21 protein-coding genes and 1 pseudogene are annotated in these 22,257 nt (G+C 52.5%); 8 read left to right on the top strand and 14 right to left on the bottom strand.

The genetic code is table 11. From position 1 onward, the window contains the following. The first annotated feature begins 64 nt into the window (after positions 1 to 64). Positions 65 to 514, top strand: coding sequence for a MarR family winged helix-turn-helix transcriptional regulator (locus M2298_RS23600; protein ID WP_280649162.1), 450 nt, complete (start codon positions 65 to 67; stop codon positions 512 to 514). Then, positions 511 to 2,157, top strand: coding sequence for an MDR family MFS transporter (locus M2298_RS23595; RefSeq protein WP_173597159.1), 1,647 nt, complete (start codon positions 511 to 513; stop codon positions 2,155 to 2,157). Before M2298_RS23600 ends, M2298_RS23595 begins: the two co-directional genes overlap by 4 nt. Before the next feature lie 144 nt (positions 2,158 to 2,301). On the opposite strand, the gene M2298_RS23590 is transcribed toward M2298_RS23595, so the two are convergent. Then, positions 2,302 to 3,048 carry a metallophosphoesterase family protein gene (locus M2298_RS23590; RefSeq protein ID WP_280649161.1) on the bottom strand — a complete coding sequence of 249 codons (747 nt, stop codon included), beginning with the start codon at positions 3,046 to 3,048 and terminating at the stop codon, positions 2,302 to 2,304. A 221-nt stretch (positions 3,049 to 3,269) separates the two neighbouring features. Here M2298_RS23590 and psiE point away from each other — a divergent pair, with 221 nt between their 5' ends. The 3 genes from psiE (at position 3,270) to M2298_RS23575 (ending at position 6,182) form a co-directional block, all read left to right on the top strand. Further along, the gene (gene psiE, locus M2298_RS23585; RefSeq protein WP_173597161.1) at positions 3,270 to 3,686 is read left to right on the top strand and encodes a phosphate-starvation-inducible protein PsiE; all 417 of its coding nucleotides are present in this window, start codon (positions 3,270 to 3,272) and stop codon (positions 3,684 to 3,686) included. Between the two features lie 187 nt (positions 3,687 to 3,873). Then, the gene (locus M2298_RS23580) at positions 3,874 to 4,431 is read left to right on the top strand and encodes an RNA polymerase sigma factor (RefSeq protein ID WP_122966333.1); all 558 of its coding nucleotides are present in this window, start codon (positions 3,874 to 3,876) and stop codon (positions 4,429 to 4,431) included. Next, the gene (locus M2298_RS23575) at positions 4,428 to 6,182 is read left to right on the top strand and encodes a DUF4179 domain-containing protein (protein ID WP_280649160.1); all 1,755 of its coding nucleotides are present in this window, start codon (positions 4,428 to 4,430) and stop codon (positions 6,180 to 6,182) included. The genes M2298_RS23580 and M2298_RS23575 overlap by 4 nt, the downstream gene beginning before the upstream one ends. 161 nt (positions 6,183 to 6,343) lie before the next feature. Here M2298_RS23575 and M2298_RS23570 read toward each other — a convergent pair whose 3' ends face one another. Further along, entirely contained in the window at positions 6,344 to 9,499 is a 3,156-nt protein-coding gene (locus M2298_RS23570) for a hybrid sensor histidine kinase/response regulator (RefSeq protein ID WP_280649159.1), read from the bottom strand. A gap of 43 nt (positions 9,500 to 9,542) precedes the next feature. Continuing rightward, on the bottom strand, positions 9,543 to 10,184 hold the full coding sequence (locus M2298_RS23565) for a prepilin peptidase (RefSeq protein ID WP_173598700.1): 642 nt from the start codon (positions 10,182 to 10,184) through the stop codon (positions 9,543 to 9,545). A 195-nt stretch (positions 10,185 to 10,379) separates the two neighbouring features. On the opposite strand from M2298_RS23565, the gene M2298_RS23560 reads away from it, so the two are divergent. Beyond that, positions 10,380 to 11,507: an NAD(P)/FAD-dependent oxidoreductase gene (locus M2298_RS23560; protein ID WP_173598701.1), complete on the top strand. Its 1,128-nt coding sequence runs from the start codon at positions 10,380 to 10,382 to the stop codon at positions 11,505 to 11,507. A gap of 65 nt (positions 11,508 to 11,572) precedes the next feature. Here the strand turns inward: M2298_RS23560 and M2298_RS23555 are convergent, their stop codons facing one another. The 5 genes and pseudogenes from M2298_RS23555 to M2298_RS23535 all read right to left on the bottom strand — a co-directional run. Continuing rightward, complete coding sequence (locus tag M2298_RS23555; protein ID WP_173598702.1) at positions 11,573 to 12,721, bottom strand: ABC transporter permease; 1,149 nt, start codon at positions 12,719 to 12,721, stop codon at positions 11,573 to 11,575. Between the two features lies 1 nt (position 12,722). After that, positions 12,723 to 13,850, bottom strand: coding sequence for an ABC transporter permease (locus tag M2298_RS23550; protein ID WP_173598703.1), 1,128 nt, complete (start codon positions 13,848 to 13,850; stop codon positions 12,723 to 12,725). A gap of 17 nt (positions 13,851 to 13,867) precedes the next feature. Continuing rightward, positions 13,868 to 14,806 carry an ABC transporter ATP-binding protein gene (locus M2298_RS23545; protein WP_122966340.1) on the bottom strand — a complete coding sequence of 313 codons (939 nt, stop codon included), beginning with the start codon at positions 14,804 to 14,806 and terminating at the stop codon, positions 13,868 to 13,870. A gap of 115 nt (positions 14,807 to 14,921) precedes the next feature. Beyond that, positions 14,922 to 16,037 (bottom strand): sensor histidine kinase, encoded by a 1,116-nt coding sequence (locus tag M2298_RS23540; protein WP_173598704.1) that lies wholly within the window; start codon positions 16,035 to 16,037, stop codon positions 14,922 to 14,924. A gap of 14 nt (positions 16,038 to 16,051) precedes the next feature. After that, positions 16,052 to 16,243: pseudogene (locus M2298_RS23535) on the bottom strand (response regulator transcription factor); the annotation flags it as partial. Between the two features lie 332 nt (positions 16,244 to 16,575). Between M2298_RS23535 and M2298_RS23530 the strand changes: the two are divergent. Beyond that, entirely contained in the window at positions 16,576 to 17,199 is a 624-nt protein-coding gene (locus M2298_RS23530; protein WP_173598705.1) for a TetR/AcrR family transcriptional regulator, read from the top strand. Next, a complete protein-coding gene (locus M2298_RS23525) occupies positions 17,196 to 18,494 on the top strand; it encodes an MFS transporter (RefSeq protein WP_173598706.1) in 1,299 nt (432 codons plus the stop codon). The genes M2298_RS23530 and M2298_RS23525 overlap by 4 nt, the downstream gene beginning before the upstream one ends. A 70-nt stretch (positions 18,495 to 18,564) precedes the next feature. Here the strand turns inward: M2298_RS23525 and M2298_RS23520 are convergent, their stop codons facing one another. The 6 genes from M2298_RS23520 to M2298_RS23500 form a co-directional block, all read right to left on the bottom strand. After that, positions 18,565 to 18,714 (bottom strand): hypothetical protein, encoded by a 150-nt coding sequence (locus M2298_RS23520; RefSeq protein WP_280649158.1) that lies wholly within the window; start codon positions 18,712 to 18,714, stop codon positions 18,565 to 18,567. Positions 18,715 to 18,809: 95 nt separating this feature from the next. Beyond that, the gene (locus M2298_RS28310) at positions 18,810 to 18,902 is read right to left on the bottom strand and encodes a hypothetical protein (RefSeq protein ID WP_481752861.1); all 93 of its coding nucleotides are present in this window, start codon (positions 18,900 to 18,902) and stop codon (positions 18,810 to 18,812) included. Then, positions 18,890 to 19,366 carry a hypothetical protein gene (locus M2298_RS23515; RefSeq protein WP_217022505.1) on the bottom strand — a complete coding sequence of 159 codons (477 nt, stop codon included), beginning with the start codon at positions 19,364 to 19,366 and terminating at the stop codon, positions 18,890 to 18,892. Before M2298_RS23515 ends, M2298_RS28310 begins: the two co-directional genes overlap by 13 nt. 150 nt (positions 19,367 to 19,516) lie before the next feature. Next, a complete protein-coding gene (locus M2298_RS23510; RefSeq protein WP_173598708.1) occupies positions 19,517 to 20,614 on the bottom strand; it encodes a C45 family autoproteolytic acyltransferase/hydrolase in 1,098 nt (365 codons plus the stop codon). Between the two features lie 17 nt (positions 20,615 to 20,631). Continuing rightward, complete coding sequence (locus M2298_RS23505) at positions 20,632 to 21,105, bottom strand: GNAT family N-acetyltransferase (protein ID WP_173598709.1); 474 nt, start codon at positions 21,103 to 21,105, stop codon at positions 20,632 to 20,634. A 40-nt stretch (positions 21,106 to 21,145) separates the two neighbouring features. Further along, complete coding sequence (locus tag M2298_RS23500; protein ID WP_173598710.1) at positions 21,146 to 22,255, bottom strand: mandelate racemase/muconate lactonizing enzyme family protein; 1,110 nt, start codon at positions 22,253 to 22,255, stop codon at positions 21,146 to 21,148. Positions 22,256 to 22,257: the final 2 nt, after the last annotated feature.

The raw sequence follows: 22,257 nt of genomic DNA, 5'->3' as shown, positions 1-22,257 counted from the left end.
ATGTTTCATGTGATTAATTATTAACTAACGATACTATTAACCATGGAAAGCAGGAGCGATAAACATGTCCAGTCAGTCTTCCCTTACCGATTTCGAACAGCTCTACATCCAGGTGCAGCGAAGTGTATCCGCCAATTGGCACAAGCGCCTGGACCCGCTCGTATCCGCTTCCCAAGCCATGATTTTGCGCATGCTCGACAAAAACGGCCCGCAAAAAGCTTCCATTCTGGCAGAGCAGCTGCGCATTACTCCCGGAGCCGTCACCAGTCTTTCCGATAAATTGATCGCCTGTGGCTATGCCAGCCGAAGTCGCGTCAGTCACGACCGTCGGGTGGTCTATCTGGAAATAACCGAGCGAGGCAGCGAGGTTTTGCAGCAGTACAAAATCGAGCTGAAGCGGACAGTGGCAGATTTGTTTGCCGGATTGTCAGACGAAGATCTGGCACAGCTGAACCGTATCTACCGCCAAGTTTTGCATAACATCGAAAGCGCAAGAGAGGAGAATCAAGCATGAGTGAGTTAACGGACAAGAAGAAAATTACGATCATGATTGCGATCATTACCGCCATGTTTTTTTCAGCTATCAACCAAACGATTATCGGTGTCGCCATGCCGCGCATCATCGCCAAGCTGGGCGGGATGGATTACTACTCGTGGGCGATCACGATTTACTTGCTGACGTCAACAGTCGCCTCCGTACTGGTCGGAAAGCTGTCGGACATTTATGGACGAAAGCCGTTTTTATTGGCCGGGATTGGACTGTTTAGCATCGGGGCCTTGCTGTCTGGCTTCTCGGGAACGATTTTTCAATTGATCACCTATCGGGCGATTCAAGGCGCTGGTGCCGGGATTATTATGTCGACCGCTTTTACCGCCATGGGCGATTTGTACGAACCACGGGAAAGAGCCAAATGGACAGGGGTCATGAGCGCTGTGTTCGGCGTCTCCAGTGTGGCTGGCCCGCTCTTGGGCGGGTATATCGTCGATCATCTGGACTGGCATTGGGTGTTCTGGATTTTCTTGCCGATTGGCGTGATCGCTTTTACTTTGATCCTGCTTCACTTCCCGCGCGTGGAAAAACGTCAGGGTGAATCGGTGGACTACTTCGGCTCCCTGTTTTTGACGACGACCATCGTGCCGATGCTGCTTGCTTTTTCCTGGGCAGGAGACGGCCCGAACAAATACGCCTGGGGCTCCTGGCAAATCATCAGTCTGCTCGCTGTCACCGTCGTCTCTTTGGGCATCTTCCTGTGGACAGAGACAAAAGTAAAAACGCCCGTCCTGCCGCTTGGCTTGTTTAAAAACAGCGTGTTTACCGTCTCCAACCTGGTCGGCTTCTTCCTGAACGCCGGGATGATGGGTGCGATCATTTACGTGCCGTTCTTCGTCCAGGGGGTAAAAGGCATCTCGCCAACCATGGCCGGCTACGTCGCCATGCCGATGTCGATTGCCATGCTCGTGACCTCGGCACTCGCCGGTCAATTGATGACGAAGACAGGCAAGTACAAAAAAATGGCGATCAGCGGACTGCTCGTCATGACAGCCGGGATGGTGCTGATGTACTTCATGGTGCCAAGCACCCCGATTTATTTGCTCGTCCTGTACATGATCATTCTCGGACTGGGCATGGGGATCGCCATGCCAGTATTCTCCCTGACGGTGCAAAATGCCGTCGCTCCGAAAGAGCTTGGGGTCGCGACCGCCACTTCCCAGCTGTTCCGCAACCTCGGCGGTACGATCGGGATTGCAGTCATGGGCAGCGTCATGAGCGCCAGCATGACCACGAAAATGACCCAGCTCTCCGCTGGAATGGGGCAGGCAGGCGCGATGCCGAACGATCCGGCCTTGGCCGAGAAGCTGGCGCTGTTTAGCAATCCGCAAAATCTGCTCGATCAGCCGAAGATCGAAGCAGCTCTGCACAGCTTATCGCCGGAATCGCAAGCCGCCTTTGTTCACGTGCTGGATATGATCCGCGATGCCATGAGCTACGGCATTACCACGACCTTTTTGACAGGAGCAATCGTGGCTGGCTTCGCTGTCGTGATCGCTCTGTTCCTGAAAGAAATCCCGCTGCGCGGCCAAAGCCAGAAGCAACCGGAAAAACGCGCAGCTGACAACAGCAGCGAGTGGGACGGCGTTCAGCCTGGAAAAGCTTGATCATTGATCATAAACATGCATCATTCGCCGCGTTTTTCGGAAACGGAGACGCCAAAAAGACGCCAGTATCGTGCTGGCGTCTTTTTGCGTTGCATCGCGCTCCTCAACCACAAGCGCCAGCCTCTCGTCGCACCGCTTGCTCCCTTACAACTCGGCTCGCCCGGTCCGAATGGCATGAGCGTAATCCATCCGGCCCGCCGCTTCCGCTTTTTGGGCCGCCTGTTCACAGTCGTACGGAAGCAACACCTGCTCCAACTTCCACCCCTCATCCTGCTGCTGCAAAATGGCGTATTTGGCATGCGGCGTCATCGATTCCATCGAGTGGGGATAGGGCGTCTCCTCAAAATAAGCTGGCAGCCCCACGCTTCCCGGATTGACGATCCACTTTCCATCCGGCAGCCACATGGACCGCTGCACATGCGTATGCCCGCAAACGATGATCTTTTGCGGCACAGCAGCAAGCTCAATCATCAACTCAGTCACGCTTTTGTCGTCAGTCCCGTACGGCGCCACCCTTTCCATCAAGTAGGCATCGTCGGCAAAAGGCGTTCCGTGGCAAAACAGTGCATCCTCGTACACATATGACTTTTGAAATGTCCGCAGCCAATCCAGCACCTCCTGACCAAGCAGCGGCTTCACATACTCATAGGTGGGAGACTCGCAATGATCCTGCAACAAATACCGATCGCAATTGCCCATGATGGAAACGATTGAAGGGCGGTTCATCAAAAGCTGTGCCGTTTCGACCGGAGCAATCGGGCCGAACAGCGTGTCCCCCAGATTGACGATAGCTTGAATCCCCCGTGAATCGATGTCCTGGAGTACAGCTTCGAGCGCATAAACGTTGCTATGTATGTCAGAGATAACGGCTATGGAATGATTGTGCTTCAAGACAGATCGCTCCTTCTCACATAGTGCTTATCATCCATCATACCGCTCCACACCTGGATGCTCCAGCAAAATGAAGAGAACAGCCGGGTATTCAAACTTTTTGTAAATAGTATGTCACTTTCGTTAAATAGATTGATTAAATTCCGAAATTAGCTAATATTAGTATAACACATTTAAAAAACCTGGCTCGGACGAACCTTTTGCAACAGGAGGCTGCTGTCATGAACTATGTCAAATCGGTGCTCAGGCAATTCTCGATTCCGTCTTTGCTTCAGTTGATTTTGAACATCTCTCTGATTGTTTTGGCCGTCATCCTCTGCGTCCTGCTCGTCAAGGAATTGATCCACTTTGGCAAAATGATGCTTTCTGCCGATTCGACCTTGAACGAATTTCTGGAAGCCATCATCGCCTTTTTTCTCTACTTCGAATTTATCGCCATGATCGTGAAGTATTTTCGCGAAAACTATCATTTTCCCCTGCGCTACTTTTTGTACATCGGCATCACGGCGATGGTTCGCCTGATCATCGTCGATCACCACAATCCGCTCAACACACTGATTTACTCCGGCGTGATTCTGATTTTGATCGTCAGCTATTACATCATCAACAAAACTCCGGTCGAGCGGCCAGGAAAATAAATAACGCATCATGCCTGCAAATCGGGGATGTCTTTTTCACGGAAAAGGCATCCTCTTTTTTCTTTTTCAAAAAAAGTTTGAGAGGGGGCACTGCTGCTGATCGTCTATAGTAATGTAAGCAAGCAAAACGGTCATGAACGTTTTGCCGAGTGCTGCGCAGCACCTTTTTTGCAAGGAGGATTGCATCATGCAGGACGATCGGGAGGTCATTGCGGAGGTTCTTGCAGGCAATAAAGAAGCTTATGCTCTGATCGTCAACAAATACAAAGGAAAAATCGCATCGATACTCCGGCGAAACTTGAGCCCTTCCCTTGAGGTTGAAGATATTGTCCAGGAAGTATTTATCAAGGCGTACTACAGCTTGCCCGACTATCGCCCGGGCCACTCGTTCCCGGCCTGGTTGTACCGGATTGCCATCAACCGGGGAATTGACGAGTTGCGCAAACGAAAGCGCACGCCTGCCGTAACGGAAATGAACATGGAGCTACAGGACGAATGCCCTGTCCCGCTGGAAGAGTATTTGGCAAAAGAAGAACGCCACACTTTATGGCAGCAACTGAAGAGACTGGATCAGTCATACAGGACGATCCTTGATTTGCACTATCTCCAGCACCTCAGCTACAAGGAAATTGGCAGCAAGCTGTCGTTATCGCCAGATGCCGTACGAATGCGCTTGTCCTACGCCCGCAAAAAGCTGCGGGAACAGCTTGAAAAGCAGGAGAAAAAAGGGGGTGCCCCGCTGTGAATTGCCTTTCGCCGCAAGAACTGGAAGCTTATCTGGACGACCGTTTAGCGCAAACCGACAGACAAAAGTGGGAGCAGCATCTCGATCATTGCCCCCGCTGCCAGCAACAGCTTGAAGCGTACATCGACTGTCTCGCCCAAGCGAATGAACCATGGGCTGAAACAATCAGTGCGGACCTGGAGCAAAAAGTTATCCAGTCACTTTCGCCGCATCCTGTGAGCATTTTAAGCCGCACTGCCGATGCCCGTGCAGCTACACCCGCTCGCCAGAAAAAAAGGAGTATGACCGTCATGAAAAATGTATCCATTGCCGCTGCGGCATTAGCGCTTGTCGTTTCAGGAGGAATGCTCGTTTCTCCTACTTTTTCCAGCTATGTCAATGCTGCCTTTGCAAGCAAGCCGCTAAACAATCAAGCTCCCGCGCTTGCTGTCTCCAAAACCATCCTGGGTCAATTTGGCGACGACGGAATACGCCAGGCAGTCCAAAACGGATTCACGCAATTCCCGCAGGCAAAAGTGACTGATCAAGGAATCACTTTTGCCGTTCAAGAGGTAATCGCAGACCCGCTTCGCATTCAACTGGCAGCCTCCATCACCGATCAAGCGGGAAAACCGCTGGAAGTATTCTGGCAGGATATGTATCAGCAAGGAGCAAAAAAACCCGTCGTGACGTTGAAAGACAAACAAGGAAACATTTTGCAGCCTGCTGATCTCGCTGAGGCAGGACGCTGGGAAAACCCGAACGACGAGTGGAAAAGCCAGCGAAACATGGCTGGACAACTTTTCCTGGAACGCGAGCTGAAAACGTATTTCCCGGATGCAAGCAAGATTCCTGACGAACTTGTTGTCGAGTTCTCCATCCAGCAAATGGACGAGACAAAAGGAAACTGGAAGCTGTCCATTCCTGTGAATATGCAAAAAGCAAAAGCAGCGACGCGCTCACAGGCGATTCACAAAAGCTACACGACGCCGCAAGGAATTACTTTTACGTTGCAAGAGATGACGTTTGCCCCAACAGGGGTCGAGCTGGTCATTGACCGGAGCGCAAACACCGACAAATCGGCCAGCTACAGCTACGAGCTTGTGGATGATCGCGGCACTGTTATTGCCGCTCGCGATCCCCAGATGTTTACCGCGAGAGTGAACAAGTCACAAAACGACATTCGTTCCATGTCAGACGTCCCGTTCCAGTCGATTGAGGGGGGCTACCGAAACTTCCACTACTTCCAGCCGATCGATCCCAAAACGAAGCTGTCTTTCAAGCTAGGCTCCGTCTACACGGAGGAACCGACTGATTTTCGCGTCAAAATCGACCTGGGACAACTCGAACAACAGCCTGTGCTCGCCGCGGATCACGAAGACCGCTTCACCTTCAAAAAATTTGTGAAGGCCCCTGATCGAGCCGTTGATGTGAAAGGATACGACGATGGCGCATACAAGGTAAACCCGGATGGCACTACAACGAAAATAGAAGGGCACCATATCGCCTATGACATCACGCTAGGCAAAAATACCGCGCCGCTCTTAACAGCTCCTGCGTATTGGACAATCACAGATGAAACCGGAAAAGAGCATGACACAGACTTCTACACGGACAAATCCGAACTCGTAAACGGCCTGGCGCATTTTGCTGGAGCGATGCTGGTGAAGGACAGCGAACCACTTCCGAAAGAGCTGATCATTACTTCGACGAAGCGCATGGTCAAACATGACGATGCTGAGTGGCAAGTGCGGATTTTGAATGGTAAGTAAGTAAACATTCATACGAAAAAGGCTGGCAGTTCAGTGGACTGTCAGCCTTTTTCTATGGAAGTGTCCCGGCGTTGTTCATGAAAGTGGCTGCGGGCACTTACGGTCTTTTGATTGAAAGAAATTTGCGATGAAAAGCGATGCAGAATGCCTTCTTTTTATGCCTATTTGACTTGATCGCGGATCACAAACGACACCGTCGTCCCTTCCCCCGGCTTGCTCTGGATGGACAAGCCTTTGCCGTACATTTGCGTCAGTCTGCGGTGCGTATTGGACACGCCGATTCCGCCTTTTTCCTTCGTGGCGAGGTCCAGGATTCGCTCCACGATTTCCTTGTTCATTCCGACACCGTCGTCCTGCACTTCAAACCGGGTAGCGTCTTCCTGCCGCACAATTCGTATCCGCAAGGTTCCGCCCTCGATCTGGCTCAAAAGGCCGTGGTTGACGGCGTTTTCGACCAATGGCTGGATGGTGAGCGGCGGGATGAGCACGGTTTCGCAGCCAGGGTCGACCTCCCACTCGATGGACAAGCGCTCGCCGAAGCGTTCCTTTTCGATGTACAAGTACGACTCGACCAGTTCCAGCTCGTGGGAGAGCGGCACCCGTTCGCCTGTGTTCAGGAAGTCGAAGCTGATCCGCAAAAACGAAGTAAACGCGTCTCCGAGATTGCGCATCTTTTCTGTATCGATGTCACTCAAAGCCAAGATGGAGCTGAGTGTGTTAAACAAAAAATGAGGGTGAATTTGCGCCTGCAAATACGCTGCCTCCATGCGCAAGCGCTCATCGACGGTTTGTTTCAGCGTCGTCAGCGACCAGACCCGGTATTTCAGCTCCATGCCGTCGACAGGTTTGCAAATATAATCGTTGGCCCCGGCCAAATACCCGGTGTATATGTCTTCCGGCTGGCTTCGCGCGGTCAAAAGCAAGATCGGCAGTTCAGACAGTGTGAAGTGCTCCCGGATTTTCTGCGTCAGCTCATAGCCCGACATGTGCGGCATCATGACATCCATAATGATCAAGTCCCACTGCTTGGCGAAAAGCAGATCAAGCGCGTCTCTCGCTGACGTGCACGTCGTAATCTGATACGGCGACAAAATTCGCTCCAGCACTTTGAGATTGACCGGATCGTCATCCACAGCCAAAATGTTGGCACCTCGTTCGGCAAATGAACGGGCCGCCGTGTGCAGGGAAGACCAGGAAGGGTAAAACTCGTTGCGCGCGGACTTGGTTAATACAGGCACCTGGTACACCTTTTCGCCCGAACGCTCCCGCTCCCGGTTGTTCTCCACGCTTGCCATGCTTTCCGGCTCTGCCACCACCGGAAGTAGAAAGCTGAAATGCGAGCCTTTGCCTGGCTCGGAATGCACATGCAGCTTGCTGTCGTGCAATTCTACCAGCTGTGCGCAGATGGCAAGCCCCAGGCCAATTCCTCCGCCGTTGTTCACTCTTTGGCCGCCTTGCTCATACGGCTTGAATATTCGCGCCTGCGTCTCCTCATCCATTCCGATTCCCGTGTCAGACACGCGAATTTCCACCTGATTGCCTACTGCCTCGGCAAAAACGGTGATCGCTCCTTGTTCCGTAAACTTCAAGGCGTTGTGAATCAGGTTGAACAAGATTTGCACGAGACGCTTTTCATCTGCGAGAATCGGCGGCGTCGAATCGGGAACTTCCATCTGCAACTGGATTGGCCTGCCCTCGGCCATATAGGCAAGCATGCTGATCACACCGGAAGTGACCGCCTGAATGCGCAGCGGCTTTTTGTCCAGCACAATATGCTTGTCCTGCAAGCGGACAACATCCAGCAAATCGTCCAGCAGGTGGGACATTCTGCGGCTGATCGTGATGAGCAGCTCCATGTCTTGTGTGCTGCGGCTGCCCATGACGTGTCTTTCGCTCATGACGACCGTCTCCGCAATATTCATGATGCCGTGCAAAGGCGTTCGCAGCTCGTGAGATGTATGCGCGAGAAACTGGTCTTTTTGCTTGTCGGCTTTCTTCAATTGCTCGGTCAGCATCGCCCGCTCTTCGGCATGGCGGAAATACCCTCTGAACCAGTACGCCGAGAAGCTGACGAGAGCGGCGATCAGGTCAACAGGATAATAGACGTTTTTCATGTCGATCAGCTGATACTGCTGCAACACGCCCCAAATCACGTTGGAATACACACTGACAGCGGCGATGAGCAAAAACATCGCATCCTGCTGACTGCGCATCAGCATGCGGACAATGATAAAAGCAAAAAGCAGCAACGGCCCTAAATAATACAAGGAAAGCAGCTTGGAAGAAAGGTACACCCACTCGGACGATGCCAGCAAAAGAAACAGCGAGTACAGGCTGAGCAAGAACAGGTAAACCCGGAACAGCCTGGAGGTTGTCTCTCCTCCCGCATTGGACAGTCTTCTCACCAGCAAGATCATGAGCAAAGGCTGCCAGATGTAAGACAGCAGTTCGATTTTGAGCGCCCACGCGTACGGAATCGGGAACCAGAGCAGCATCAGGTTGTCGTAGTCAATCACTGTCTTGATCGCGACGCAAAACAACAACAGTAAGAAGAATAAAAATTCCTTTTGGCGCGGCTTGAAAACAAACAGGATACCCGCATACAACCCGTGCAGCAGCAAAATCAGAAAGGTCGCCATTTGCAGGCCAATCGAATACCACCGTTCCGTATCAACCGCCGCCTGCGAGCCGAAGTAAATGTCTTTGATGATTCCTCCGTTATGCGGCCGCTGAAAATTGGCGCTCTGGATCAGCAGTTCAATGACCTTGGCGTCTCCTGCCGTATACGTGGCTGTGTAGGAAGCCTTCCACGGCTTGGTCGTCTCTGCTGTTGTAGCAGGCACGCCAAGTCCACCGATATGCTCTCCGTTAATCTCAATACGGGAAGCTGCCTCGATTTCCTGAATCCAGAACGTATACGGTTGCTCCAACTGCTGATCGACCAAAATTCGCAGCCGATACGTTCCATAGCCGTACGAATCAGCAGCATTCGGAAAAGCGCTGCTCCAGTCACCGGGTACTTGAACGTATTGCCGCTCCCTTTCCGGCACTTGCTTCAAATCTTTTTGGCTCAGAAAAGCATTCGGGTAAAACTCCCACTGCCCTTTTAACGAAATGGAAGGAGAACGCTCAAAGTCCCATCCACGCATGTCCAGGACACCGTGCTCTACATCAGGATGCTTTGGGTCTGCATTGAGCGAGTACCACATCCAGCGCAGTCCCAAAAGCAGCGCAAGAAAAAAAGTCAGGATGATTGCATACTTCCAGAGAGGCGCTGCTGCGTAATGAGGTATGGTTCGGCTATGTCGTTTCATCATAGTTGCATATTTTCGACATCAACATGTTTATCCCTTTATCCGCCTACGCAAACCGCTCCCCCGAAAAATAGGCGACAAGCGTCCCAAAAGCGAGCCACGGTGCAAAAGGCAGCTTTGACTGACAGCTCGCCCGCCCGGCTATGAGCAGCGCCAAACCGTACAATCCCCCCGAAACAGACGAGTAGATCATCGCCCACACAAGCAAATCCGGCGGAAGAAACAGGCCGATCACCCCGTACAGCTTGACGTCTCCTCCTCCGATTGCGCCATCCGTCACGACTGCGATCAGCAACAACAGCAGAAACACGCCTGCCGCTCCGATCAGCTGAGCGCTAAAATCGCTGCCCTGATAAGGAAACAAGCCGCGCAGCAAAAGAACGGACAGGCAAAAAGGAAGCAGCACGCCATTGGGAATGCGGCGGTCAGCCAAGTCTGCCACCGTGACGAGCACGAGGAAAGAAACAAGCGATAGGCCGAGCAGCAATTCCGCTGTCCAGCCGTATTTCCAGTACGTAAGGGGAAAACACAGCCCTGTCACTGCTTTCATAAACCAAGCGCCTCTCTTGAATCGCTCGCGATCTTTTTGGTCACGCATGCCAACCGCCCGCATCCCGAGCGCTATGCAAGCAGAACCAATCAGCAGACCGCTCCAGCCCAAGCCAAGCGCAAGCAAGATTGCAAACATCTCATCTCATCACCTCACTCCACAGAATCCGGAATCATTTCCCTCATTTTAGCTTTGCAAGTTGAGACAAAAAAAGCCGCTCGCTCCCCTCTCTTCCATGCGCAAGCTGATAGCGGTGATACCTTTTCTTTCTCCCGTGGTTTATAGTAAGAATGGAAATGCACTGTACACCCTTCATGAAAAAGGATGCGAACCATGCGAAAAATCATTGTTGTAGGTGCCGGAATTGTTGGCGCTTCGACGGCGTATCAGTTGGCAAAAAGAGGCGCAGAAGTAATGATTGTCGATCGAAAAGATAAAGGACAGGCAACCGATGCCGCAGCCGGGATCATTTGCCCGTGGCTGTCGCAAAGACGCAATCAAGCCTGGTACAGGTTGGCCAAGGAGGGGGCGCGTTTCTATCCCTCGCTGATTGCCGAGCTGGAACAAAGCGGAGAAACGCACACCGGGTATGCCCGGGTGGGAGCGCTCAGCATCCATACAGACAAAGACAAGCTGCTGACTTTGGAAAAACGGGCACTCACGCGCAAAGATGATGCACCGGAGCTGGGGGATGTCTCCACGCTTTCAGCTGACGAAACAAAAGCGCTGTTCCCGCCCCTGGACGAAAGCTATGCTTCTGTCCATGTCACAGGAGCCGCTCGCGTGGATGGCCGCGCCTTGCGGGATGCTTTGCTGCGCGCCGCGCAAAAACACGGAGCGTCCCTTTTATACGAAAGCGCTGAACTCGTTTACGACGGGAACCGGATCGCAGGGGTAAAGGCTGGAACGGAGAGCATCACAGCCGACTCTGTCGTGATCTGCGCCGGAGCGTGGGCCAATCACATTTTGCAGCCGCTGGGCGTAAACTTCCAGGTCACCTTCCAAAAAGGGCAAATTGTTCATCTGGAATACGCGGACAGGCAGACAGACAACTGGCCTGTTGTCATCCCTCCAAACGACCAATATTTGCTGGCATTCGATGAACATAAAATGGTGATCGGCGCCACACACGAGAACGATGTGCCAAGCTTCGATACACGCCTTACGCCAGGCGGCTTGCACGAAGTTTTTGCCAAAGCACTGGACATCGCTCCCGAGCTTGCCAACAGTACATTCGTCGAAGCGAGAGTGGGATTCCGTCCGTTCACGCCAGGGTTTCTGCCTGTCATCGGCCCGCTGCCCGGCTGGGAAGGCATTTTTGTTGCCAACGGCCTCGGCGCATCCGGCCTGACGATGGGTCCTTATATCGGCTATCAGATGGCGAAGCTCGCTCTCGGTCTGGAAGTGGACATACCGTTAGAGCATTACGACGTGTCAGGTGCCATTGCGGCACAATCCTAGCTAACAGCAACGAGGTCTTATCCTGTAAAGGGATAAGACCTCGCTTCATTTCATACCGCTCAGCTTTATACAAACTGCCTGCTGTCATTGTTTTTCCCGAACCGATAAACCGCGATCAGGGCAAACACAAGGGCAAATCCTCCGAGAATGAGCAAATTCACATACAAGCTTCCCAAGCTCTGGCCTTGCTGTAGCTGATCGATGCTGTCCAAAAGCCAATGCTGCGGCAAAAAGCTCGATATTTTGCGCACGGTCTCAGGCATGATGTTCACCGGGAAATAACAACCTGCGAGCAGGCAGCTCGGGGTAATGATCATATTGCGCATGGCTCCTGCTGCCGATGTGCTTTTGGCAAATGCGACAATCGTCAGCGCAAGCCCGATTGCCGTGAGAGCAAACAGCAGCAGGACAACAATCAACGGGAAGGTCGGCATCCCCGCATCGATATGAAAAATCAGCTTCATCGCCACCAGCGTGACAACAATCTGCAAAAAGATCAGCAGCAAACTGACGACGACATTGGACAGCACGTACGCTCTCGCTGACATCGGCGAGGAAAGCAAGCGCAAGAACGTCCGGTTCTCTTTTTCCTTGAGGATGATCTCGGACAAGTTGGCCGCAGAAAACATCATGAACGTGATCAAGTAGCCAATCGTTTGGTACGACATCATTTTCTCATTCGAGGTGTCAGGCTGCGCCGTCGCTTTAAGCTTGAAAGGATGTTGGCTGTAGCTGTCGTAAATGCGGGCAAAAGCCGCTTCATCGCCTTTTGTCTCCTTGCCGATCGCAGCCACGTTGCCAATATAGCTTTGCAGCATCGCTTTGATGTATGCCGTGACCGACTCGCCTTTGACGGAAACGATGCGGATGTGCCCTGGCTCGCCTGCCTTCACACGATCCGCAAAGCCTTGCTCGAAAATGATGCCGCAGTCCAGATCGCCCGAAGCGATGCGTGCACGCAGCGTCTCCTCATCCAATGGAGTTACCTGAACTTGACCAAGCCCCTCCAAGTAACGGATGACTCCGCTCGTGACCACCTGACTGCCATCTTGATTGACTACCCCGGCCCGGATCGTTCCTGTACTTGCATTGCTGTAAAAAAACAGCGAGATCAAAATCCCGACAATCGGCAGACCAAAGTACAAGAACCAGTTCTTTTTCTTGCGGAACGTATCTTTCAGCGTTTTGCGAATGAGCCACACCATTTCATCCATGTTAAAATGCCTCCCGTCTGCGAATGGAGATGACCGTCAAGACCAGAAACACAGCTGCGATTCCAAGATTCAGTCCGATCACTTTCCAGACGGCGACGATATTGTCCATGTAGATCAGCTCCAACAAAGCCGTATTGATCCAACGCAAAGGAGACAAGTTGGTCAGAAGCGTCAAGATGCCCTCCGTGTTCTCAATCGGAAAATACGCGCCGCCAAAAAACGAAGCGCACTGCAAGAAAATCATCACTACCATGTACGAGCCTTCCTGTTTGGTCAGCAGAAACCCGATGCCAAGTCCCAGGCTCACCGCCAAGAGTACCTCTGTCAACAAAGCAAGCAGAACCAGCCAAAAATGATTGCCCCAGTAAGCATGATAGACAAATTTGCTAAACAGCACGACGACCAGCACACAGAGTGTATTGATGAACACATTGCCGATCATTTTGCCAACCAGAATTTCTCCCTTGCTGATCGGCGCTGCCATCAGGCGGATTGCCGTCTTCCGCGCCCGTTCCGCACCGAACAAATAGTTGGCGGAAATGATCGAGAACAGGGCGATCATCGTTGTCATCGACACGGCGTAGTAATCGATGGAGCCTGGTTTTCTGTCTGCTACAAGCGTTGTTTCCTGAATAAAATCTTTGCTTTCCGCTGCATGTTTCAAGATGTTTGTGCCGACACCCGGACTCGCCTGAAAGGCGGCCGTGCCGAGTGCATAACGATCGGCAAAGGCGACCAGCATCCCTTGCAAAATGCCGCTTTCCACTGTATTTTTGCTGCTGCCGAAAAACGCAATGCCGTCCTTGTCAATCGTCGCATAAGCCGTATAGCGCCCGGAGCTGACTTCCTGGCGCCAATCCATCCCCGGCCTGATCGGGACGACTTCCACCCCTTCTTTTCCGATCGCTTTCGTAAAGCTGTCCCAGTACGCAGACATGTCGTTTTCCGAAAATGTCGCTTTGTACAGCAGGCGAACCTCCCCGACCGAATGCTTTGACGAAAAAGCATTGGACAAGCCCGCACCCAAAATCAGCATCAGGATGATCGGCAGGGCGAGCATGAAGAGAAACGTTTGCCGATTTCTCACGCTGGAAAGAATCTCTTTTAACGCAATTCTCCAAATAGCCATCTGGCATCTCCCTTTCTCTAGTCCCGCAAGTTTCTGCCTGTCAATGTCAGAAACACCGATTCCAGATTAGGGGCTTGCTCTTCGACAGAGCGAATCTCTACCTGGTCTTTAATCAACTGCTGGATAATCCGGTTCAAATTGTTGACTTCCGACTTCGACACGATCTTGAGCGTGTTTTCTTCCTGGCGCACGGCAGTGACCCCAGCGATTCCTTGCAGCGATTCGATGGAGATCGCTCCATCCGCGCGAAAGCCAATCCAGATTTCTTTCGTGTCTGTAATGATCGATGTCAGTTGCTCTTTTGTGCCTTCCGCAATGATTTTGCCGTGATCCACGATGGCAATGCGGGTACAAATCTCTTCGACTTCTTCCATGTAGTGACTCGTGTAAATGATCGTGCAGCCCATCTCGTTGAGCTTGCGAACCGACTGTAAAATGTAGTTGCGCGACTGCGGATCGATCCCGACTGTCGGCTCATCCATAATGATCAGCTTGGGAAGGTGAGCGATGGCACAAGCGATGTTGAGCCGCCGCTTCATCCCGCCGGAAAAATTTTTCGGGAAGCTCTGGTGCTTGTCGCCCAATCCGACGAACGCGAGCGCTTCTTCCGTCCGCTCCCGCAGCATCGCTCCCCGCAGACCGTACAAGCCGGCAAAAAAGCTGACGTTTTCATACGCGGTCATGTCTTCGTAAATCGCCAACTCCTGGGGGACGATGCCCGTATTCATTTTGGCGAACTTGCTGTCCTTCACGATGTTTTTGCCGAGCAGAACGATTTCTCCTTTTGTCGGCCGCAACAAGGACGCAATCATGTTAATCGTCGTGCTTTTGCCCGCTCCATTCGCCCCCAAAAAGCCAAAAATCTCTCCTTCGCCGATGTTCAACGTCATATTGTCCACAGCGATAAAATCGCCGAATTTTTTGGTCAAGTTGCGGATTTCGAGTACATGGCTCATCCGACTCAGTCCCTTCGTGGTTATGCCAGTATTGTAATCAAAGAGGATGCCCCTATGTCAGTGCATAAGTTCATCCCCTCGCCGTGAGATTTTTCACTTGTTTTCATGAGAAACATCATTCGTTTCTGTGCGGCAAAAGGGTCGTGACGCGAAAGCCTTTCGTCCCGTCAACGATGACCGTGCCTCCCGCAGAAGCGGCCCGCTCCTCCATCCCCAAGATGCCCAGTCCCTTGACGACCTTTGCCGTGCCGACTCCGTTGTCCTCGACAACAGCCTTGATGAACTTGTTCAGCACCCGCACCTCGATGGAGATGGCTGTCGCCTTGGCGTATTTGAGCGAGTTGGTTACAGCCTCGGTCGCGTTTTGCTGGATGATTTTCCACTGAATCGGAGTGACAGCGTCAATATCTCCTTCAAACGTGAGCGTAGCTGCCACCGTTCCTTTTGCCGACAGTTCGTCCACGAACAGTCTGAGCCGATTGATCCCAAGCTCCTCCGGCCTCGGCTTCACTTCCTTGAGCGTCAGCCTGATGCGCTCCAGCCCTTCTTTGGAAATCGCAATCGCATTGCCCAACAGCTCATTGGCCTTTTCCTGGTCGGTAGCAAGCATCATGCGCGCCGCCCCCATCTGGATCAAAGCGCCAGCCACCGCATGTCCGACATCGTCGTGAATTTGCTGGGAAAGACGATTGCGCTCCTCCAGCTTGATCGTATATTCGGATTGCCTGATGTATTCGTTGTTTTCGCTCAATGAACGCGACAGCCGCTGCAAATCCGCCCGCAGCCGCTCCCGCTCGCCCTCCAGGGAACGAATTTTTTCCGACAGCATGCTGCTGCATGTGAACAACAAATAGCTGAGCAAGCCGCTTAAAAGGTATACAGGAACCAGTTCCAGCGGGAGCAAAAATCCGCCTGCTCCGATCAGGACAATGCCTAATCCCTTGCCAACGGTTGACGAAGGAAGCAGTTCACATATGTTCATCGGCAAAAGCAGCCAGAGTAAAGGCTCCCAAAAAACCGCACCTGCCGCCACGAGAACCAGGGACAAAGCGGACAGCAAGCGCTTGAACTGCGGCTTTTTGAAAATCAGCAAGGAAATGTTGAGCGCAACGTACAGCAAATAGATCAGGATGAGCCACGGGTTCACTTCGGAAGCAAGATGGGCGAGAAACGAAGCGATCATGATATAGCCAAGCACCGTTGCCTTATTTCCAATCGTCCAACGATCCATCGATGAATCTTCTCCTATTCTCCAGACATTCTCGTCTCGCCTGTCAGATAGTAAATGGCGATCTGTGTCCTGTGCTCCAGGCCTGTTTTATTCAGGATGGAAGTAATGTAATTCGCGACTGTTCCTTCCGAAATGAACAGCTTTTTGGCGATTGCCTTGTTCGACAGTCCCTTGGCAATCTGCTCGATGACTCCCAGCTCCCGTTCCCACCACTTCAAAATCGGAAAAGCTCGTCAAAATGATTTTCATGCCTTCTCGTATAAAAGAGTTGTCGTCCGCGATCAACACCTTGATCTTCATCGTGGGCTGCCCCCTGTCCTTCAAGCCCCTCACCGCACTGGCTGCCGATTCCGGCGTCTGTATGATTGGATGAAGCCGCATTTTTAGCAAAACTATTATAACAAAAAAAGTAAATGCAGATGCCATGCATTGGAAATGTATGACGGTTCGAACGAAAAAAACAATTGCTTATAGACTGACGGTCAGTCATATGGTAATTTACAACCAACTACCGTCCGTTTTCCAAAAGGAGGCACTCATGAGACGCATCGTCAAAGACCCCGTTACTCGTCGCACCGAGATACTCGAAGCAGCCGGAGAGCTTTTTCGGCAGCAAGGCTATGTCCATACAACCGTGAACGCCATCATCCTGAAAGCTGGCGTAGCGAAAGGAACGTTCTACTACTACTTCAAGTCGAAAGAAGAGATTTTGGAAGCTTTCGTCCAAGGAATGGTCGATCGGCTCGCTGCCGCATATCAGACACTGGCAGACGATCCAAAGCAGACTGCCCTGGAAAAGCTGCGGCAGATGCTGCGGGGGCACAGCCGGATCGCGCAGCACGAACAGGAATGGATGGACAGCTTGCATCGTCCGGAAAACAGAGAACTGCACGAGCGGCTGAATGTGGCGATCGTGCAAAAGATCGCCCCTGTCTTCGCGCAGGTCATTGAACAGGGCAACAAGGAGTCCGTGTTTGATGTAGCAGCCCCTCTGGAAACGATCCAGTTTTTGCTCGCAGGCTCGCAGTTTCTCCTGGAATCGAATATTTTCGGCTGGGATCGGGAAGAACAGCTCGCGCGCAGCCGGGCCATGCAGACGATCATTGAGCGAGCATTGGGTGCCGAGCCGGGCGCGTTTGCTTTTTTGGGAGGTGCCATTTGAGCGCCCAAACCAAAGCATTTCGGCAATTTCTCGTCGTCTGGTCCGGGCAGTTTTTGTCGGCGGTCGGAAGCGGGCTGACCGCTTTTGCCCTGGGTGTCTACGTCTTTCAGACGACCCATTCCAGCACGAGCTTCTCGCTGGTCATCCTCTTTTCCTTTTTGCCGAGCTTTCTGCTCCTGCCCTTTGGCGGGGTGCTGGCAGACCGATTCGATCGCACCCGGATGATGATCATCGGTGACATCGGCTCGATTATCGGCATTATGTTCATCTGGTTTGTCATCTGGACCGGACAAATGGAGCTGTGGCATATATACACAGGCGTCGGCATCAGCTCAATCTCGACTGCGCTCCAGACGCCCGCCTATAAAGCGGCGGTGACGGACATGGTTTCGGAAGAGCAATACTCGCAGGCGAGCGGCCTGATTCAACTGGCAGGTTCTGCCCAATATCTCCTGTCGCCGATCCTCGCAGGCTTTTTGCTTGGCTTCTTTGACATCCAGATGGTGCTGCTGATCGATATGCTTACGTTTTTGCTGGCGGTTGTGGCGGTGCTGCTGGTCATGAACAAGGGCAGCAAACCACAGCCCGCGGATGAAAGCCGCGATTTTTTCGGCGAGCTGTCCGAGTCGTTCCGATATCTGCTCTCGCAAAAAGGCGTGTTTTTGCTCGTCCTGCTCATGTCTGTCGTTTGCTTTTACATCGGGCTTCTGCAATCGCTGTTCAGTCCGATGATGCTGACGCTGACCGACTCCAAAGTGCTGGGAATCTCGCTTTCCCTGGCGGCGTCCGGGATGCTCGCCAGCAGTCTGTTCATCGGGGTGAAAGGACTTGGCAACAACAAGCCGAAGATTCTTTCCTTTTCACTGGCGCTTGCCGGGCTGTTTTATGCACTGATGGGTACGTTTCCGGCAGTCGTTCCGATCGTCGTGTTCGGCTTCCTCTTTTTCGCCACGCTGCCTTTCGTCAACACCAGTCTGGAAGTGTTGATCCGAACGAATATCGACAATGAGAAGCAAGGGCGCGTCTGGTCGATGGTGTCAGCCATTTCCCAAGTAGGCTTGCTGCTCGCTTTCGGTTCGGCAGGCTTTCTCGCCGACCATTTTTTCTCTCCCCTTCTCGCGCAAAATGGCGCACTTGCTGACACGATTGGACAGCTCATCGGAACAGGAGCAGGCAGAGGGATCGGCTTTTTGTTCATGCTTTCCGGTGTGATGGTTTTTGTACTCGCTATCGTGATCGGGCGGGTGCAAAAAATCCGGGAGCTGAAGCTGGGAACGGTAGAAGAAAAAGCATAGCAGACAATGGAACGCAAAAAGCCGGACCCCCACTTGAGGCGGTTTCCGGCTCGTTTCTTTTTACGGCTGACTACCAAAAATACAATTCCTCTGGCAAAACTTCGTCGAATTGTGGACTATCGCTCTCGTCTATCTCCACCTGGATGCCTTTTTTGGCCAAAGTGGCCAGCTCCTGCTTCGTTTTGGCACTGGCTTTTTCCAGCAGTGGATTCATCGACAAGCATATATAACCTTTGGGGGCAAAGCCGCCTTTCTGTACATTGAGCAGCAGTCCATCCAGGTTTTGGACCCGGTTCTGTTTCAGATTCAGCCAGATCAGCTTATGGATTGCAGCGGTGCCGTCTCCGCAATGTTATTCTCGCCCACGTCGAGATAGCGCAATTGGGTTAATTCTTTTAATGGCTCCAGGTCGCTGATGTTTTGCTGACGGACGATGAGGTACTCCAGTTTTTCTGCTGCCGCAAAAATTCCAGACTGGTGAGCGACTTTTCACGAGCGGATAGCATGAGCGCCTTCAAATTGCGCAGCCCTGCCAGCGGCTTTACTGTTTGATCATGTATCGGATTGTCTATGACGAGTTGCAGCACCTCCAGATTTTTCATCTGACCAAGCGGCTGCAGGTTCGTCACTTCGTTGTCAATTACGTGGATTTCCTTCATTCGTGTGCTGTTTTGCAGGCGTTCCAGCAGTTGGCTGACATCGGTCGCTCCGCTATATCTGTATATGAACAGCTTTTGCAGTTGCTTCAATTGTTTGAGTGAATCGATATTTTTTACCTCCGCGTAGTGCATGCTCAAATCCTCAATACGCTGGAGTGGACTGACATCGGCAATCGCCACAACACTGAATGATGCCTTTTTCAGCTTCGGCAATTTGGCAAGCGGCTCCAGATCGAGAGCTTGAAATCCTTGCAGATCAATCTCGGTTTGACGTTGCCATCCCCGTTTTCTTCACTCCTTTTTGAGAAAAAAACAGCCGCCGCAACAAACGCTCTGTGCGACGACTGTGGAGCTGGCTTCATCCTATTCGTTTTGGCTAAATCCATATGTTTCGTACACGTTTTCACAGGGCTTGCCCGGCGTCAATTCCATCGTGCCCGCCGTCAAATTCATCACAATCGAAAATAGCGTGCAATCTACCATCTCGTCTGACTCGCTTGTTGTTGCTTCCCCGTGACGGCATATTCCTTCGGGGGTTCCGGCGTGATCTTGAAAAATATGTTTGAAGCAGGCGGCATCTATGCTTCCTTGTCTGGCTGCCAGCAGCTTGGAGGCGCGGCCCAACCGCAAATACGTGTCAGCCGCCCCCATGCGGACGCAATCCTCTGCTTGCATGCGCGCTGCGACAAAATGATTGGTGTGGACGATATGGCCGTCTGGCGGATAAAACACCTCGTAACGAACCGGGGCAGTCTCGACTCCGACCGTCTCGCCCTCCCGATGGGCGATCAAATAGTTGGCTGCTGTCCCTCGCGGCAGCCTTGTCACTTGGCGAATGGCCTGCGGCAGCGTGCGGCTGTTTAAAATGCCCCGCAAAACGATGTGGATCGGCACTCCGAGCGCTTTTTCATTCGTTCGCAAAAAATTCAGGCACACGCCGATCCCGTCTGCGTTCATGCCGATTTTCCCGACTATTCCCGCTTCGGTGATCATCAAAATGGTTGGGCGCGGCGGCTGCTCGATCTCTACCACGACAAGCCCGGCGCCCACGAGATTGATCCAATCCCAGTTTTGTCCGAGCAGCGTCTCCCGGTTCTGCGTAGCTGGCGCAACAGCCGCGATGCACGTACAACCGTCCGCCTTGTGTGAGGTTGAGGTGTCTCCCAGATTCGTTATAATCTCGCTGCGCACGTTCAACGCCAGCACGTCGAGCAAATCAAGCTCGGCCCCTTCGCTGATGCCCCTGATTTCCTCCATAATTTCCTGATCGTACTGCTCGATCCAGGGGATGAACTGCGCCGCATACGCTGTGGCGTCTTTCCATTGGATCGCGGCTCCCTCGCGAAAAGCACGCTCGTACGCCCGAACGTTGCTCCTGATTTGCTCACTCGCCAGTTGGCCGAATTGCCGCCCGCGCTCGCGCGGCGTACCGCTGATCCGAAAGACAGGAAATCTGTTCATGGACAGTGCTCCCCCTTTTACAAGCTCTTTTCCATATAGTAGCGATCGTTTCCGCTGCCATATTCGGCAATGCGTGTCTCCACAATTTGAAAACCCGCCTTTTGATACAGCGCAACCGCGCCTTTGTTGTCCGGGCTGACCGTCAGGCACACTTTGGCAAATCCATCCTTGCGCAGCCGATCCAGTATTTGCTCCAAGAAAGCAAAGCCGTACCCCAAGCCTTTTTTATCCGAGCGAATCAAATATCCGTACATGTAGGCATGATCCGGGTTGCGAAAATCACGCATCAGCTCGCAGACACCGACAGGCTTCGCATCTCCTTCTTCCTGAAACAGGACGAGGCAGCCGTGTCTCGCCAGTGGGACCAGCACCCATTCGTCGATCGCTCCGTGCACGCCAAACGCTTCCTGCTCCAGCTCCTTCAGCATGGTCAGCTGCTGCTCTGTCAATGTCTCTACAATCGCAAGCGTTGTCGCTCTTGTTGTATGCATAGCGCCGATCTCTCCTTTTCCCTGGACATGAGGGGCGATTTTATGAAACCGTTTCTTGGCGGACTGTCAATTGTGTCAATACGGCTTCGTCAAGCTCCACCCCGAATCCTGGCTTGTCGGACAGCAAAATTTGATTTCCCTGGCACGTCAAGTTAGCGACGTCTTTGGCAAAAATGAACGGTCCGGCCAGCTCGTTGGAAACAATATTTTTCTTCGCGATCGACAGGTGCGCCCCCGCCGCGCTCCCGATAGACGATTCCGGCATCGACCCGATCTGGCACTCCATCCCGGCCATCTCCGCCTGATGAACCAGCTTGGCCGCTGGGTAAATCCCGCCGCACTTCATCAGCTTGATGTTCACTTTATCGGCTGCTTTTTTCGCGATCACCTCGCGCATTTCGCTCGCTCCCAGTAATCCTTCGTCGACCATGATCGGGATGGATGTCTGTCTGCGAATGTCGGCCAATGCGTCCAGATCGTGGGCGACGACAGGCTGCTCCATCCAGTCAATCCGGCAATCTTCTACTTGCTTGAGAGCCGTCAATGTATTCGTCCGATTTTCCCATCCCTGATTGGCGTCTACCCGCAGTCTTATATCAGGACCGACGGCTTCACGAACGGCACGAATGCGCTCGATGTCCGTCGCCAAGTCGGAGCCTACTTTTATTTTGATCGAGTCAAAGCCATCCGCCACAGCCTGCTTCGCTTCTGCCGCCATCGTTTCAGGCTGCAAAATGCTGAGCACGTACGGAAGAGTGAGCACGCTGTGGTACTTGCCCCCGAGCAACTGATAAACAGGCTGACCTGTCGCTTTTCCCATCAAGTCATAGCACGCCAGGTCAATCGCTGCTTTCGCTGCTGGCGCTTTGTACACGCATTGATCGAGCAAATGGTGAATGCGTTCCAGAGCAAACGGATTTTCTCCGATGATCGCCGGAGCCAGGCTGTGAACGAGCATGGCGTACGTGCTTTCCCATGTCTCCCCCGTCACGTGCTGATCCGGCACCGATTCGCCATAGCCGACCAAGCCTTGATCAGTCTCTACTTTTACAATAATGGAAGGCATCTCGTTGTAAGAAGCGTACGCCACAATAAACGGGCGCACCAGCGGCAACGTAATGGCATGTATATGGACAGACGTAATTTTCATGT

This window comes from Brevibacillus sp. 1238 (assembly GCF_029892995.1).
GTDB lineage: Bacteria > Bacillota > Bacilli > Brevibacillales > Brevibacillaceae > Brevibacillus > Brevibacillus parabrevis.
Note: the sequence above shows the minus strand (reverse complement) of the source record. Positions and strands in the feature narration are given on the sequence as shown.

Excerpts from the sequence above, each read along its gene's own strand:
- M2298_RS23560 (WP_173598701.1), top strand. The coding sequence starts at position 10,380 with ATGCGAAAAATCATTGTTGTAGGTGCCGGAATTGTTGGCGCTTCGACG.
- M2298_RS23580 (WP_122966333.1), top strand. The coding sequence starts at position 3,874 with ATGCAGGACGATCGGGAGGTCATTGCGGAGGTTCTTGCAGGCAATAAA.
- psiE (WP_173597161.1), top strand. The coding sequence starts at position 3,270 with ATGAACTATGTCAAATCGGTGCTCAGGCAATTCTCGATTCCGTCTTTG.
- M2298_RS23550 (WP_173598703.1), bottom strand. The coding sequence starts at position 13,850 with ATGGCTATTTGGAGAATTGCGTTAAAAGAGATTCTTTCCAGCGTGAGA.
- M2298_RS23545 (WP_122966340.1), bottom strand. The coding sequence starts at position 14,806 with ATGAGCCATGTACTCGAAATCCGCAACTTGACCAAAAAATTCGGCGAT.
- M2298_RS23570 (WP_280649159.1), bottom strand. The coding sequence starts at position 9,499 with ATGATGAAACGACATAGCCGAACCATACCTCATTACGCAGCAGCGCCT.
- M2298_RS23500 (WP_173598710.1), bottom strand. The coding sequence starts at position 22,255 with ATGAAAATTACGTCTGTCCATATACATGCCATTACGTTGCCGCTGGTG.
- M2298_RS23555 (WP_173598702.1), bottom strand. The coding sequence starts at position 12,721 with ATGGATGAAATGGTGTGGCTCATTCGCAAAACGCTGAAAGATACGTTC.
- M2298_RS23530 (WP_173598705.1), top strand. The coding sequence starts at position 16,576 with ATGAGACGCATCGTCAAAGACCCCGTTACTCGTCGCACCGAGATACTC.
- M2298_RS23540 (WP_173598704.1), bottom strand. The coding sequence starts at position 16,037 with ATGGATCGTTGGACGATTGGAAATAAGGCAACGGTGCTTGGCTATATC.
- M2298_RS23600 (WP_280649162.1), top strand. The coding sequence starts at position 65 with ATGTCCAGTCAGTCTTCCCTTACCGATTTCGAACAGCTCTACATCCAG.
- M2298_RS23510 (WP_173598708.1), bottom strand. The coding sequence starts at position 20,614 with ATGAACAGATTTCCTGTCTTTCGGATCAGCGGTACGCCGCGCGAGCGC.
- M2298_RS23505 (WP_173598709.1), bottom strand. The coding sequence starts at position 21,105 with ATGCATACAACAAGAGCGACAACGCTTGCGATTGTAGAGACATTGACA.
- M2298_RS23595 (WP_173597159.1), top strand. The coding sequence starts at position 511 with ATGAGTGAGTTAACGGACAAGAAGAAAATTACGATCATGATTGCGATC.
- M2298_RS23565 (WP_173598700.1), bottom strand. The coding sequence starts at position 10,184 with ATGTTTGCAATCTTGCTTGCGCTTGGCTTGGGCTGGAGCGGTCTGCTG.